The following is a 14,016-nucleotide window of genomic DNA, read 5'->3' on the forward strand; positions in this document are numbered from 1 at the left end:
GGGCTCGGGAGCTGTTCGGGAGGTTAGGCCTGGGCCTGGCGCATATGCGCGCGGCGCAGGGCGTCGGCGAAGCTGCCGCTGCCCAGGAGCGCGATGCCGCCGAGGATGGCGATCATCGCGGGGGAGAGCTGCCGCGCCGTCTCCGCCGCGACCGGCGCCACGCGCTGCGCGGACGTGTACGCCGCCGCGAACACGGTGCTGTTCCCGCTGCTGCCGGAGCTCTGTTCCGCCGGCGTGCGGTCGTTGTTCGACGGTGCCGGGGCCGCGGGGGCCGGAGCCGCCGGCTTCGGGGCGGCGGGCTTCGCCGGTGCGGGAGCGGGGGCCGGGAGCACCGGGCCCGCCACGACGATCGGCGGGACGATGACGGGCTCCACGACGACGGGGGCGGCGGGCGCTACCGCCGCAGGACGCGCCGCCGGAACGCTGGGGGCCTGCGCGGTGCCGCCATCACTGCCGTCGTTGACCGAGGACGTCGACTCGGGGAGCGGATTGCCGGTGCGGACGCCGCTGCCGCTGGAGATCGAGGCGCCGCCGGAGCCGGTCGAGTTGGTGGAGCCGGCGGACGAGCTCGACGACGAGCCCGAATCGGAGCCGCCCGCGCTGGGGATCGTGGGCGGGGTCGCGGTGCCGGTCGAGCCGCCGCTGCTCGAGCCGCCACCGCCGAAGATGCCGCCGATGATGCCGATCAGGCCGCCGCCGTGGCCGTGGCCCTTGTCCTCGTCCTTGTCGGGCTTGTTACTGCCCGTCTCGGTCTCGTCGCCCGTTGTCGTGCCGGCGCCGTTCGACGACCCGGTGTCGTTCGACTCGTCCGAGCCGCTGCCGCGAGAGGAGCTGCTGCCGGCTCCGAAGCCGTTGCTGCCGATTCGGGAGTCGTTGCCCGTCGCTCGACCCGCGGTACCTGACGTGGACGATGCGTCGCCGGCATCACTCGACGACGAGGAGTCGCTGCTTCCGGTGCTCTGCGAGGTCGAACTACCCGAGCCGGAGCTGTTGTCGGAATCCGATGAATCGGGGGTCGCCCAAGCGGGCGCGGAGGCGATGGCGCCGATGGCGAGAGCGGTGATGCCGATGGCGCGAAGTCGACGCGGGAGATGGGTCGGACGCGACACAACACACCCCTTCCGCTCTTCATCCACAGGCGTAGGTAAGAATACAGTATCCGCCCATGCGGACGATAGTCGATCACGAAGCGGTCGTGTTCCATGGTGAAGTGCGCTATAGTGTGATCGAGGCTTGTGGACTCGCAACATAATGTGTTCCGCGGGTCACAGGTCGTGCCGGTGATAGAGAGGGATGGCACAAGTGGATACAGGTAATAAGTACGACAGCGACGCTCTGGTGGGCCAGGGCCTGTTCGCGAGTCGGCTCGAGGAGCTGTTCCGCACGGTGCCCGGCCCGAACGGCCGCGCATTCACCGCGAAGGCGATCGCCCAGCGCTCGACCGCCCTGGGCTTCCGCCTGGGCGAGTCGTACCTGAGCCAGCTGCGTTCCGGCAAGGCGAAGTCGCCGTCCTTCCGCACCGTCGAGGGCATCTCGGCCGCGTTCGGCGTGGACGTGCACTACTTCCTCGAGGACGAGGCCGCCCAGCGCACCCGTGACCAGATCCACCTCATGCGCCTGCAGGCCGACACCAAGGTGCAGATGGCCGCGTTCCGCCTGGCAGGGCTCTCGCCCGACTCGGTGAACATGGTCAACGAGCTCATCAAGGTGTTGCGAGTGCAGCAGGGCTTGCCCGCCGACCCGCCCGAGCTTCCCGTAGACTCGCGCGAAAATGAGGGGCTCTAGCCTCACCGGCTGACACGCCGCAGCCCGTCCGGGCGCCGTGAGTGTGCCTCCGGCGCGCGTCGTCCCTCTACGACCGTGTGGAGGTGGGCTGTGCGTTCCGTCAAAGCGCTGCGCCGCCTGTGTGAGAACGAGGTGCGCAGCCTCGACCTGGACCTGCCCTTCGACGCGGTCCAGCTGTGCGAGAAGTACGGCAAGCGGCGCGGCCGCGATATCCTCGTGATCTCGCAGCCGCTGCCCGTCGGCATGCCGAACGGACTGTGGCTCGTGGGCGACGACGCCGACTACTTCTTCTATCAGGCGAACACCTCGCGGACGCACCGCGACCAGATCATCATCCACGAGTTCGGCCACCTCATCGCAGGCCACCAGAACGCCGGTCCAACAGCGGCCGCACCGCAGACCGCGGAGATGTCCTCCCCGGAGGCCGACGCCGCCCTGCACCGCACCTGTTACGACGACGAGCACGAGTGGGAGGCCGAGATGATCGCCTCCATCATTCTCGGCTGGGCCTCCGAGGCCGGCGCCCTCGCGGGCCGCACCGCCAAACACGACAGCCTGCGCGGCATCCAGCGCGCCCTGGGAGGTCATTCCCGGTGGCTGTGAAGCTCGTGAACGTACTCGGCGTCGCGTTCTTCACCCTGGTGTTGTGCTGGCGCATCGACCGGCTCTACCGCGCGAAGGCCGGGATCCAGGCCGTCGCGGTGACCGTCGCCATCGCCGCGCTCACGCTGGCCGTACTCCTCCTCGGCTCGCCGCTCGCTCCCACCATCGACGGTGCGCTCTGGCGCGGCGCCTCCCGCCTCGGCGGCTACGCCTCGCTGGCGCTGGGCGTCGCGGCGCTCGCCGTCGCCTTCTTCTACGGCCCCACCGAATCCGCCCGGCAACGTCGCGCGGGGATGGAGGCCATCCCGCTCATCGCCGCCGTGGTGGGCCTGTCCGTCGCCATGAACGTGACGCCGCCGTCGTTGCGCGACGCCAGCCTCGACACGTTGACCGTGCAGGAACTGGGCTTCGCCGTCTTCTTCGTCATCGCCGGCGGCTACCTGATGTACGGGCTCGCGGACTGCGTGCTCTCCCTGACCCGGCTGATGCCCTTCGCCGACGGCTACCTCACGACGTCGCTGCGGCTCATGTCGGCGGGCCTCGCGATCACCGCCGTCGGCTCGCTCACCCAGGTCGCGTTCGTGCTCACCAGCGCGGGCCACGTCGCCTCCTGGCCGGTGCTGCTCACCCTGTCGCAGGCCTGCACCGCGGGCGGCATCCTGCTGTTCGTCGTGGGCCTGAGCTACCCGGGCGTGCGCGGCTTCGTCGTGCAGATGCAGTACCGCAAGAAGCACCGCCGGGACTACAAGCGGCTCGAGCCGCTGTGGACGCTGCTCACCACCGCGGTCCCCGAGGTGGTGCTCGACGCGGGCAAGGCCCGCCGTGACCCGCACCTGCGCTTCCAGCGCCGCGTCGTCGAGATCCGCGACGTGCTGGTGCAGCTCAGCCCCTACCTGCCCGAGGACTTCGGCGACGGGGTGCCCGAGGAGAACGTGCACAACCTGCTCGTCGCGATCGACCTGCGCAACGAGGCCGGGGCGGCCCCGGCACCGTCGTCGATGGTGCTGCCGCCCGACGGCCCCTCCATCGACGACGACGCCGCCCCGCTCCTCGTCCTGTCGGACGCGGTCGGGGCGACGCCGGCGGAGGAACTGCAGATCTAACGGCTACCGCGGAGCCATGCGGAGTGCGCCGTCCATGCGGATCGTCTCCCCGTTGATGTAATCGTGCTCCGCGAGGAAGTAGGCCAGCTGGGCGTACTCGCTCGGCTCGCCCAGGCGCGACGGGAACGGGATGCCCGCCTCGAGCGTCTTCTTGAACTCCGGGGTCACGCCGGCCAGCATCGGGGTGTTGATGGTGCCGGGGGCGATGGTGTTCACGCGGATGCCGAACTGCGCCAGGTCGCGCGCGGCGGTGATGGTCATGGCGTGCACGCCGCCCTTGGACGCGGTGTAGGCGATCTGGCCGATCTGGCCCTCGAACGCCGCGACGGAGGCGGTGTTGACGATGAGGCCGCGGGAGCCCTGCTCGTCGACGGCCTCCTGCTTGCTCATCTGGTCGGCGGCCAGGCGCATCACGTTGAACGTGCCCACCAGGTTGATGTTGATGACCGTCTGGAACAGCTCCAGCGCGTGCGGGCCGTTCTTCGACAGGATGCGGCCCGCCCAGCCGACGCCGGCGCAGTTGACGGCCACGCGCAGCGGCCCCGCCTTGACGGCCTCGGCGATCGCGGCGAGGACCTCGTCCTCCTTGGTCACGTCGGTCGCGACGAGGTGCACGTTCTCGACCGGGGTCGCCTTGTCGATCGACGGCTGCAGGTCGAGGCCGAAGACGGTGGCGCCGGCATCGGCGAAGCGCTTCGCGGTGGCGGCGCCGAGGCCGGATGCGCCACCGGTGACGATGACGGAGGAGCCGGAGACGTCCATGGCTGGTTCCCTTCTGTAGTGGAGCGCACTCGCCGGTGGGCGGCGCGACCCACCTCACATTAGTGAAGGGCGGTTCTTCCGGGGCCGGGGGTGCTCTCCTCGGGGACCTCGGGGTTCGACGGTGCCGCCGCCGCGGCGCGGTGCGCCCGGCGCACGACGAGCCCGCCGCCGATCATCGTGACGGCGACGACCAGCCCGGTGACGATCCGGCTGGTGCCGTCGAGCTCCGGCCAGGCCTCGGCCAGGAGCCACGCGCCGAAGCCGAAGAACAGGATCGTCGCGCCGATGGCGATGGCCCGCTCCGGCAGCCTCGAGCCGAGCAGCGCGCCGACCGCGATGGCGAGGGCGTCGGCCGCGACCATGCCGAGCGTCGAGCCGACCCACACGCCGAACCAGTTGTGCTGCGTCGTCAGGGTGATGGTGGCGAGCATCGTCTTGTCGCCGAGCTCGGCGAGGAAGAACGCGGACGCCACGGCGAGGAAGACGGAGCGGGTGACCCGGTCCGCGGTGCCGCTCTCGTCGTCGGAGAGGGTGTCGCCGCGCCAGGTCCAGAAGGCGAAGACCAGCATCGAGACGCCCGCGACGGCGGTGATGAGCTGAGTGGGGATGGCGGAGCCGAGCGCGAAGCCGATGCCGACCGACGCGATGTGGGTCAGCGCCGTGGCGGCGGTGATGCCCAGCAGCACGACCCACCACTTGAAGCGGGCAGCGAAGGTCATCGCCATGAGTTGGGACTTGTCGCCGAGCTCGGCCACGAAGACCACGGCGAAACTGATGAGCAACGCGTTGAGCACGGTGCATACCTCCTGCGAAGACCTGTGCCACACGGATCCGACCGTCGGACCGCGCAAGTGGCACAAAGGTCTCGCCCACCGGAGGCTTTCCGGTTCGCGCGGCCGGGCTCTCGCCAGTGTGTCGACCGCGCGATTGGGGGCTACTCCCCTTCGTGCGAGCTCCAGGTTAGTCGCGTGCCTCTGAAATGACAAGTAGCGCAGGAGTTTTGGAGCCCTGTCTTGATTCTTCACGGGCCCGGCCCGAGGGTTTCGGGTACCCGGATCCGACGGTGCCGGGCGCCCGGCACCGTGCCGCATGGTCAGTCGCGGACGGCGAGGAGCTGCGCCATGGGGAAGCGGTAGTCCTTGTCGCGGACGACGATCCGCCACGCTTCCGCGAAGCCAGCCTCAACGAGGACGCGGGCGAACTCGTCGGGATGCCAGCGCCAGGCGGGTGCGACGGCGTGGTCGAAGGCGAGCGGCGGCCCGGGATCGTCGGCCGCCTGGAAGGCGACCATGACGGGTGTGCCCGCGGCGACGCGTCGCGACCAGGCGCGCACCGTCGACCGGACCTCGGCCGGTTCCACGTGGATCAGGCTGAACCGGGCGAGGATCGCGGCGATCGGGCCGTCGGGCAGGGCGGCGAGGGAGGCGTCACCGTCGACGAAGGGGACCTCCGGGTGCAGGCGGCGCGCGTGCGCGAGCATGCCGGGGCTGGGGTCGACGCCGATCACGTCCAGGCCGCGTCCGGCCAGGTCGGCGGCGACGTGGCCGAGCCCGCAGCCGACGTCCACCGTCCGGCCCGGGCGCCCCGCGGCGGCCTCCGCGAACGCCGCCGCGGCGTGCCGCTCGATGGGGTACTGGTACGGATCCGGGAACATCTCGGCGTACGTGTCGGCGAGGGCGTCGTATCCCGGTTGTGTCATGTGCCCACTGTGTCAGGAGGCACTGACACCGGGAACGACGAAACCCCGCCGGCGCGATGCGCTGGACGGGGTCTCGAGGCTGAGGAAGAAGGACTCAGGCGGTGGCGGCGGCGTAGCGCGCGGCCACGTCGTCCCAGTTCACGACGTTCCACCAGGCCTTGACGTAGTCGGCCTTGACGTTCTTGTACTGCAGGTAGAAGGCGTGCTCCCACATGTCCAGCTGGAGCAGCGGGGTGAGGGCCTCCGAGATGTTGCCCTGCTGATCGGTCAGCTGCTGGATGATGAGGCGCTGGCCGATGTGGTCGTAGGCGAGCACGGACCAGCCGGAGCCCTGCAGGGTCATCGCGACGGCGTTGAAGTGGGCCTGGAACTTGTCGAAGCCGCCGAACTGGTCGTCGATGGCCGCGGCGAGGTCGCCGACCGGCTTGTCGCCACCGTTGGGCGACATGTTCTTCCAGAAGATCGAGTGGTTGGTGTGGCCACCCAGGTGGAAGGCGAGGTTCTTGCTCAGCAGCGGCGCCTTGGTCGCGATCGAGCCGTCCTCGCGGGCCTCCGCGAGCTGCTCGAGGGCCTGGTTGGCGCCGGCGACGTACGCGGCGTGGTGCTTGCTGTGGTGCAGCTCCATGATCTCGGCCGAGATGTAGGGCTCGAGAGCGCTGTAGTCGTAGTCGAGTTCCGGCAGAGTGTAGACGGCCACGTCTTTCCCTTCGATTGCGGAAGCGATCGCTTCCTGTTTCGTCCTTCGTACTCTTCCAGCCTTTCTTATCTGGAATGGTTCCGCAATAAGGACGGCCGAAAGCGCATGAAGTGCAGTTGAGGTTCGCGGTGCGGCCCGGCGAGGGCCGACGGGGCGTTCCGGCCGGGTGTCAGCCCAGGACGACGATGAGCACCAGCGCGAGTGCGAGCACGCCCACCGTCAGCAGCGTGCGGGTCAGCGAGCGCGAGAAGTACACGGTGCAGGAGCTGCGCGACGCGGCGTCGGGACCGGCGGAGAGGGAGTGGGAGTGCTTGACCGTCATCGCGCCGCCTTCCGTGTGTTGCACCTGTGAAGCTCGTCACAGATGTGGTGTGGAACACTGTAGCGGACCTTCAGGCCTGTAGGAAATCGAACCCGGAACACGGCGGGATCCGGCGCCGGTGGACAGTCGGGCCAAGAATGTCCGATGTTTGTTGTTCATTCAAGCAAATGTGACCTATTAGACCGACGGATTGATTTACGGCGTCCACCTGCGACGCCGCGACGCGGGCCGATAGAAACGCGGTCGGTTCCTATCGCAAACGCTTGGAATCCCGGGTGCGGCGCGGGAACATGGTGGACATGACCGGAACCAGCTTCGGGGCGCGCACCCAGCGCCTCAGCGGTGATCGGGCCGGCCGCGTTCGCACCCTCGTCGGCGGCCGCCAGACCCGCGCCGACATCATCGTGTCGATGACACTGCTCGTCGTGTCCTTCACGGCGACGATCGTCAACCTGGCGCTCGCCGCGCGCGCCATGCCCTCGATCCGCGAGTGCGCGGCCATGGCCTGCACCTACACGGGCACCTTCGACGTGCTGGCGATCACCTTCCTCACGTCGCTGCTGCTCGGCACCACCTTCGGCGCGCACGCGGTGCTCAACCTGCTCAACCGGCGCAACGCCTGGGGGTACGCCCTGCTCGACGCCCTCGTCTCCTTCGGCTGCCTGTTCGGCGGCCTCGCCTTCGCATCCGCCCTCTGACCCGCAGATCCTCGCCGCGGCTCGGGACGATGCGCCCGGGCGCCAGGTCGGCGCCCGGCGCTAACCTGGGGGCCATGACCACGACCGCGCCGTCGCCGTCCGCACGCCTGCGGGCGGCCGCGTGGCCGATCGCCGCCGCGGCGGGCACCGGCGCCGTCGTCCTCGCGCTGCACCTGCGCGATCCGCACGTCCAGAACAGCTGGGGCGTGTGCCCGCTGTACGCGGCGACCGGCCTCTACTGCCCCGGCTGCGGGGGCCTGCGCGCCGTCAACGACGTCACCAACGGCGATTTCCTCGCCGCCCTCGGCTCGAACGCCCTGATCTACCCGGCGGGCGCCGTGCTCGCGTGGCTGTGGCTCGCCTGGCTCGGCCGGCGGGTCGGATTCACCGTGCCGGCGGTGCCGCAGAACAAGTACCTGTGGATCACCGTCGGCGTGTTGGCGGTGGTCTGGACCGTCGCGCGGAACTTCCCGGGTTCGCCGCTGGCGCCCTGACCTGCGGCGACGGCGGGGTGTCGGATTCGCCCGCTACCGTCGGGTCCATGAGTCCCCTCGTGACCGATCTGCAGGACGCGGCCAAGGCCGCCAGCCACCGCGTGCGCGCCGCCCTCGGGCAGGCCGGCGGCGTCGTCCCCGTCGTGCGCCTCGAAGGCCCCATCGCGGCGCCCGCCATGTCGGGCGGGCTCGGCCGCGGCACCCTCAACCTGGCCGGGGTCGAGTCGGTGCTGCGTCGCGCCTTCGAGACCGACGATGCCGTCGCCGTGGCACTGGTGCTCAACAGCCCCGGCGGCTCCCCGGCGCAGTCCGAGCTCATCGCCGCCCGGATCCGGCAGCTCGCAGCGAAGCACGAGCTGCCCGTGCTCGCCTTCTGCGAGGACGTCGCCGCGTCGGGCGGGTACTGGCTGGCCTGCGCCGCCGACGAGATCTTCGTGACCACCACCTCGATCGTCGGGTCCATCGGCGTGATCTCCGCGAGCTTCGGCGCGAAGGAGCTGATCGGGAAGATCGGCCTCGAGCGCCGGGTCTTCACCGAGGGCGACGCCAAGCACCGGCTGGACATGTTCGAGGACGTCCGCGAGGGCGACGTCGAATGGCTGCACGGCCTCCAGGGCGATATCCACAGCGCCTTCCGCGAGTGGGTCACCAGCCGCCGCGGCGAGCGCCTCGGCGACGACCCCGCCCTGTTCACCGGTGAGGTGTGGATCGGCCGCAAGGCCGTCGACCTGGGGCTCGCGGACGGCGTCGGCACCCTGCGCGGGGTCCTGGAGGAGCGCTTCCCCGACGCCGAGATCGAGGCCATGCACACCCCGAAGCCGCTGTTCGCCCGCCTGCTCGGCGGCACCGCGGTCGACGGGGCCGGTCTCGCCGCCTCGGTCACGGCCGGCGTGCTCGACGGTGCGATCGCCGGCCTGCAGCGCCGCGGCCTGTGGGCGAATTTCGGGGCTTGACATGCTCGATCCACAGGGCGCTGAATCCGCGCTGGTGAAGGGCTCGCCGCACAACCCTCAAGTTGTGGATGAGCCTGTGGAAACTGTGGATGAATCGTCGGCGGCCCCCGTCGCGCGTGGAAGACTGGAGCCATGACGGACTACCCCGCAGACGGTCCGATCCCCGTCGATGCGTTGCCCGACGACCTCGCCGCGGCGCCGGGGCTCACCGTGCTCGACGTCCGGGACCAGGGCGAATGGGACCTCGGTCACGCGCCCGGCGCCGTGCACCTGCCGCTGCCCGACCTGCCCGTGCGGTTCGAGGAGATCGACCTCGACGACCAGGTGTACGTGATCTGCCGCGGCGGCGGCCGCTCCGAACAGGCCGTGCGCTATCTCGAAACCGTGGGGATAGAAGCCGCCGTCGTGGACGGCGGGATGATCGCCTGGGCGTCCGTGGGACGGCCCGTCGTGCGGCCGGACGGCAGCGAGGGGACCGTCTGATGCACCCGAGTCCCGCGCGCACCGCACAACCCCGCGGCCGCCTGCGCTGGCTCGCCCGGCGCCCGCCGGAGACGCTGCCGGTGCCGCGCCGCGCACCGTCGGCCCCGAAGCCGACGCCGCGCTACCCCGCGACCCCGCGCTGGGGCCTGCGCCAGGACTTCACCCCGGCCGCGCCCGCCGCGCCGACCACCGCGGAGGCCGCGGCCGAGGCGACCCCCTTCGTCCTGCGGCTGACCACCGGCATCGTGTTCGCGGCGGCGATCGTGGAGGGCCTGGCGTACCTCCTGCTCGTGATCAACCGATCCGGGCCCCTGCCGGGCTGGCTCGCCGTGATCGCCACCGTCGCCGTCTTCGTGGCGGGCTGGCTCGCCGTGATCGCGGTGATCGCGCTCTTCGTGGTGCTCGCGCTGTGGCTGCGGGTCGCGCGCGAGCGCGCGTACGCGGCGCTCGGCACCCGCGAGCCGCGCCCGGCCTGGCAGCTGTGGGTGTACTGCCTGGTCCCGGTGGTGAATCTGGTGGCCGCCCCGGTGCTGGTGCTGGAACTGGCCGACGCGCAGCGGCGCGCGGCGGGGGAGCCGACGGATCGTCGCGCGATGTTCATCCGGCGATGGTGGGCCGGGTGGGCCGCGCTGACTATCGTCACCGTGGGGTGCGTGGCGTACTCGCGCGCGGACGGCGGCCTGCAGCACGGCGCCGACGCGATGGTCTACACCGCGCTGACCTACCTGCTGAGCGGGGCGTTCCTGCTGGTCACGGCACGGTTGGTCCGGATGATCGACGGGGGGCCGACGGCCCGGGAGCAGGAGGACGGGACGCGATGGTTGGCGGCGTAGCGGGGATCGTGGCGCATCGGGGCGCCAGCGGCGAGTACCCCGAGCACACCATGAGCGCCTTCGAGGCCGCAGTCGCCGAGGGTGCCGACGCCATCGAGTGCGACGTCCGGCTCACCAAGGACCAGCACCTCGTCTGCCTGCACGACCGCACCGTCGAGCGCACGTCCGACGGGACCGGCGCCGTCTCCGAGCTCGACCTCGCCGACCTGCAGGCGATGGACTTCGGCTCGTGGAAGCGGCCCGGACATCCCGAGTCCGTGGTCACCCTCGACGAGCTGATCGAGCTCGCCCGCACGTCCGGACGCAAGCTCTTCGTCGAGACCAAGCACCCCGTGCGATTCGGCGGCATGGTCGAGCAGAAGCTGCTCGCGGCCCTGCAGCGCCACGGCCTCGCCAAGTCCGGCGACCTCGCCGACGCGCCCGTCATCGTCATCTCCTTCTCCGGCTCCGCGGTCTGGCGCGTGCGCCGCAACGCCCCCGGTGTGCCCGCGGTGCTCCTCGGGGAGGCCTCGCGGCTGCTCGGCGGCGGCGCGGCCACCGCGGTCCGCGCCCAGGGCATCGGGCCGTCGGTGGACTCGCTGCGCGAGCGGCCCGACACCGTCGCCAAGGCCCGCGCCGCCGGGCGGTTCACCTACTGCTGGACCGTCGACTCCGAGGCCGACGTGGCGCTGTGCAACGGCCTCGGCGTGGAGTGGGTCGCCACCAACCACCCGGCCCGCACGCGCTCCTGGCTGCGGGGATAGGCTGCCGGGCATGGGTAGACGCGAACGCAATGCCACTCCCCGCGAGGGATCGAACCGTGCCGAGAAGCTGGCCGCCCAGCGCGCCCGCGCCGAGGCGAGCGTCGCCGACACCGGCCGTCCCTTCGAGGGCCTGGCCGCCGAGTGCGACATCGTCGCGCTGCGCAACTTCGTGCCCAGCGCCACCGCGCCGCTGAAGGTCGCCGGAGCGAACCGCGAGATCCGCCTCGCGACGGTGCTCCCGGGCGCCGCGCAGGCCCTCGTCCGCGAGGAGGCCGACGGGGTCATCGGCTACGCCGCCCTGCAGACCGCCATCCGCCCGCTGCAGCCCGGCGCCGCGCTCGCCGGCGCCGCCCGGTTCGCCGCCGACGCCGCGGTGGGGGAGGCGCTGTCCGAGGAGTCCGACGGTGCCCTGCTCGAGGTCCTCGAGGCCGACGCGCCGCTCGAGGTCACCGTGCACAAGGACTTCGACTGGTGGCTCGCCGGCGACGCCGACGCGCAGACCCGGCAGCTCGTCGAGCACGCCAACTCGCTCATCACGCCGGCCGCGCGCCTCGACCTGGGCGCCGACGGCATCGGCGCGCCGTGGTGGGCCGACACCGGCTCCAAGGCGCACCTGCGCTGGGTGCACCCCGCGCCCGAGGACGAGCTGATGGCCGCCCTGGCCCGCGTGCACGCCGCAGGAGGCCTCACCGTGGGCGAGGGCTCGCGGTTCGCCGGCTCGTTCCGCTCCGACGGCCTGCTCGTGCCCGTCTTCGACCTCGACCGCGAGTCGCACCCCGACGAGTGGGTGCCGGGCACCGTCGAACTGGCGAAGCGCCTCGCCGAGGCCCTGACGGACGACTCCGAGCTCACCGCCGCGCAGCGACGCTCCCGCGACGGCCTGCGCGGCCGCCAGGTCTCGCTGTAGGCCGGGCCGGCTGATCCGGCCCCGGCCGGGTCAGCCGTGGAAGCGGTCGCCGAGGGCGCCGCGGAGGTACGCGCGGATGGTCTGCCGCACGTCGTAGGTCTCGGCGCTCGGTGCCAGCGAGCCGAGCGCGCTCGACAGGCGGGGCCGGTCCAGCACGTGCTGCGGGATCTCCCGGTCCACCCACGCGCTCGACGACGGGCGGGCGTCGCGCATCGCCTGGTTGGTGCGCACGGTGACCTCGCCGATCGTGAACCGCCACAGCGCCAGCAGCAGGTGCAGCGCCTCCTGCTCGGGGATGCCGATCTCGTCGGTGGTGCGCAGGAACTCGTCGAAGGCCCACGCCGAGTAGGCGTCGATGATCTCGTCGGCAGAGAGCACGTCGACGACCCACGGGTGCTGCGTGAGGTGGTCGATCACGGTGAGCTGGAGTTGCACCAGCCGCTCGTGCGGGTCCTCGGCCAACTCGGGCACCGGCGTGTTCCACGACTGGTGCTCCAGCACCGCGCCGAGCAGGTCGTTCTTCGAGTCGAAGTAGTGGTAGATGCCCATCGCGCTGATGTCGAGGCGCGCCGCGAGGGTGCGCATCGAGAACTTCAGCGGGCCGTCGGTGGTGAGGATGTCGGCCGCCGCGGCGACGACCTGCTCCCGGTTCACCTTCGGCGGACGGCCGATCCGGCCGCGTTCAGTCATGGCGCCACCTTAACCGGTTCCCGGGGTCCCACTGAGGAGGCGAGCGGGAACGGGCTGGTCGGCGGCGATGAGACCGAAGAACTCATCGGTGTTCTTGCCCCACGCGAGGGAGTCGCCGTCGCTGGTGTACTCGCCACCCGCGGTGGGCGTCGTGGTCGTGACGGTGCTGCCGCTCATGGCCCACGCGAGGCGCGCGAGATCCCACAGGTGCGTGTCCTTGTCGACGGACAGCGCGTCGACCACCGCGTTCGACAGGCCCCACATCTCGAACGGGTTGAGCAGCGTCGTGGGCGAGGTCGCCTCCTTGAACAGCGCCGACATGAACTCGCGCTGGTGCACGACCCGGTCGAGGTCGGCGTTCGGGGTGGCGCGGGTGCGCACGTAGCCGAGCGCCTGCGCACCGTCGAGCGTCTGGCAGCCGGCCTTGATCCGCAGGCCGGCCTTGGGGTCGTTGATCGGGTACTTCGGGCACATCTCGACGCCGCCGATCGCGTCGACCATGTTCGCGAAGCCGCCGAAGCCGATCTCCGCGTAGTGGTCGATGCGCACGCCGGAGGCCTTCTCGAAGGTCTGCACCAGCAGCTGCGCGCCGGCCGCGTCGCCGTTGCCCGACGTGCTGCCGAGGAAGTAGGCCGCGTTGATCTTGTGTCCGCCCTGCCCGGGGATCTGCACGTAGAGGTCGCGGGGGATCGAGACCACCGTCGCATCGCCCGACTTCGGGACGTGCACCAGCATGATCGTGTCGGTGCGGGCGCCGCCCAGGTCGCCGCCGGTCGCGAGCGCCTTCTGCTGCGCGGGTGTCAGGCCCTCGCGGGCGTCGGTGCCCACGAGCAGCCAGTTCGTGCCCGGCGTGTCGGCGACGCGGCCCGCGTACGAGGCGAGCGCGTCGATCCGCGTGAGCTTGCCGTCGAAGTAGATCGTGCCCGCCACCGTGCCGACCAGCAGCAGGACCAGGAAGACGCCGAGCCAGCGGAAGGGGTGCAGCTTGCGCTTGCGGCGGACCTTCTTCGGCGCGGGCGCCTCGGGTGCGGGGGCGGCGGACCGTCGACCGGGCTCCCGGTCACGACCGCGGTTGCGGTTGCGCGGCGGACGCGGGGGCGGCGGGACGCGCCCGTCGCTGCTGCCCCGGGCCCCGACGGTGCGCTTGACCTCGCCCGCGGGGACGGGCTCGGGCTCCTGCCGCGGCGCCCACTCCTGCCGGGGCTGCGGCTGCGGCCGCTCGACGCGGGTGGCGCGGGGCTGGG

At 71.5% G+C, this 14,016-nt stretch carries 18 protein-coding genes; 10 read left to right on the forward strand and 8 right to left on the reverse strand.

The features are described 5' to 3' along the window. Positions 1-23: 23 nt before the first annotated feature. Positions 24-1,109, reverse strand: coding sequence for a hypothetical protein (locus LB823_RS01195; protein WP_224644927.1), 1,086 nt, complete (start codon positions 1,107-1,109; stop codon positions 24-26). 184 nt (positions 1,110-1,293) lie between these two features. Here LB823_RS01195 and LB823_RS01200 point away from each other — a divergent pair, with 184 nt between their 5' ends. The 3 genes from LB823_RS01200 (at position 1,294) to LB823_RS01210 (ending at position 3,491) form a co-directional block, all read left to right on the forward strand. Then, positions 1,294-1,785, forward strand: coding sequence for a helix-turn-helix transcriptional regulator (locus LB823_RS01200; RefSeq protein WP_068523327.1), 492 nt, complete (start codon positions 1,294-1,296; stop codon positions 1,783-1,785). Between the two features lie 90 nt (positions 1,786-1,875). Beyond that, the gene (locus LB823_RS01205) at positions 1,876-2,388 is read left to right on the forward strand and encodes a hypothetical protein (protein WP_068523328.1); all 513 of its coding nucleotides are present in this window, start codon (positions 1,876-1,878) and stop codon (positions 2,386-2,388) included. Next, entirely contained in the window at positions 2,379-3,491 is a 1,113-nt protein-coding gene (locus LB823_RS01210) for an MAB_1171c family putative transporter (RefSeq protein ID WP_224644929.1), read from the forward strand. The genes LB823_RS01205 and LB823_RS01210 overlap by 10 nt, the downstream gene beginning before the upstream one ends. Before the next feature lie 3 nt (positions 3,492-3,494). On the opposite strand, the gene LB823_RS01215 is transcribed toward LB823_RS01210, so the two are convergent. The 5 genes from LB823_RS01215 to LB823_RS01235 all read right to left on the reverse strand — a co-directional run bounded on the left by LB823_RS01215 (position 3,495) and on the right by LB823_RS01235 (position 6,995). Then, positions 3,495-4,253 carry an SDR family NAD(P)-dependent oxidoreductase gene (locus LB823_RS01215; RefSeq protein ID WP_224644930.1) on the reverse strand — a complete coding sequence of 253 codons (759 nt, stop codon included), beginning with the start codon at positions 4,251-4,253 and terminating at the stop codon, positions 3,495-3,497. Between the two features lie 59 nt (positions 4,254-4,312). Continuing rightward, entirely contained in the window at positions 4,313-5,047 is a 735-nt protein-coding gene (locus LB823_RS01220) for a TMEM165/GDT1 family protein (protein WP_224644931.1), read from the reverse strand. A gap of 299 nt (positions 5,048-5,346) precedes the next feature. After that, positions 5,347-5,952 (reverse strand): class I SAM-dependent methyltransferase, encoded by a 606-nt coding sequence (locus LB823_RS01225; RefSeq protein WP_224644932.1) that lies wholly within the window; start codon positions 5,950-5,952, stop codon positions 5,347-5,349. A gap of 94 nt (positions 5,953-6,046) precedes the next feature. Then, positions 6,047-6,649 (reverse strand): superoxide dismutase, encoded by a 603-nt coding sequence (locus LB823_RS01230; protein WP_224644933.1) that lies wholly within the window; start codon positions 6,647-6,649, stop codon positions 6,047-6,049. Positions 6,650-6,818: 169 nt separating this feature from the next. Beyond that, positions 6,819-6,995 carry a hypothetical protein gene (locus LB823_RS01235; RefSeq protein WP_224644934.1) on the reverse strand — a complete coding sequence of 59 codons (177 nt, stop codon included), beginning with the start codon at positions 6,993-6,995 and terminating at the stop codon, positions 6,819-6,821. Positions 6,996-7,270: 275 nt separating this feature from the next. Between LB823_RS01235 and LB823_RS01240 the strand changes: the two genes are divergently transcribed. From LB823_RS01240 to LB823_RS01270, 7 genes are all read left to right on the forward strand, one after another. Then, on the forward strand, positions 7,271-7,669 hold the full coding sequence (locus tag LB823_RS01240; RefSeq protein ID WP_224644935.1) for a hypothetical protein: 399 nt from the start codon (positions 7,271-7,273) through the stop codon (positions 7,667-7,669). Positions 7,670-7,743: 74 nt separating this feature from the next. Further along, positions 7,744-8,163 (forward strand): DUF2752 domain-containing protein, encoded by a 420-nt coding sequence (locus tag LB823_RS01245; RefSeq protein ID WP_224644936.1) that lies wholly within the window; start codon positions 7,744-7,746, stop codon positions 8,161-8,163. A gap of 47 nt (positions 8,164-8,210) precedes the next feature. Then, the gene (locus LB823_RS01250) at positions 8,211-9,116 is read left to right on the forward strand and encodes a S49 family peptidase (RefSeq protein ID WP_224644937.1); all 906 of its coding nucleotides are present in this window, start codon (positions 8,211-8,213) and stop codon (positions 9,114-9,116) included. A gap of 132 nt (positions 9,117-9,248) precedes the next feature. Beyond that, complete coding sequence (locus LB823_RS01255) at positions 9,249-9,599, forward strand: rhodanese-like domain-containing protein (protein ID WP_224644938.1); 351 nt, start codon at positions 9,249-9,251, stop codon at positions 9,597-9,599. Continuing rightward, positions 9,599-10,432, forward strand: a complete 834-nt coding sequence (locus tag LB823_RS01260; protein WP_224644939.1) for a DUF4328 domain-containing protein — start codon at positions 9,599-9,601, stop codon at positions 10,430-10,432. The genes LB823_RS01255 and LB823_RS01260 overlap by 1 nt, the downstream gene beginning before the upstream one ends. After that, positions 10,417-11,175, forward strand: a complete 759-nt coding sequence (locus LB823_RS01265; RefSeq protein ID WP_224644940.1) for a glycerophosphodiester phosphodiesterase — start codon at positions 10,417-10,419, stop codon at positions 11,173-11,175. Before LB823_RS01260 ends, LB823_RS01265 begins: the two co-directional genes overlap by 16 nt. Positions 11,176-11,185: 10 nt before the next feature. Further along, on the forward strand, positions 11,186-12,082 hold the full coding sequence (locus tag LB823_RS01270; RefSeq protein ID WP_224644941.1) for a DUF5926 family protein: 897 nt from the start codon (positions 11,186-11,188) through the stop codon (positions 12,080-12,082). 30 nt (positions 12,083-12,112) lie between these two features. Here the strand turns inward: LB823_RS01270 and LB823_RS01275 are convergent, their stop codons facing one another. Both LB823_RS01275 and LB823_RS01280 read right to left on the reverse strand, forming a co-directional pair. After that, positions 12,113-12,772, reverse strand: coding sequence for a TetR/AcrR family transcriptional regulator (locus tag LB823_RS01275; RefSeq protein ID WP_224644942.1), 660 nt, complete (start codon positions 12,770-12,772; stop codon positions 12,113-12,115). A 9-nt stretch (positions 12,773-12,781) separates the two neighbouring features. After that, positions 12,782-14,016: LCP family protein (locus tag LB823_RS01280; RefSeq protein ID WP_224644943.1), on the reverse strand; the 1,235-nt coding region annotated here is incomplete at its 5' end.

This window comes from Tsukamurella sp. M9C (genome assembly GCF_020169415.1).
GTDB lineage: Bacteria > Actinomycetota > Actinomycetes > Mycobacteriales > Mycobacteriaceae > Tsukamurella.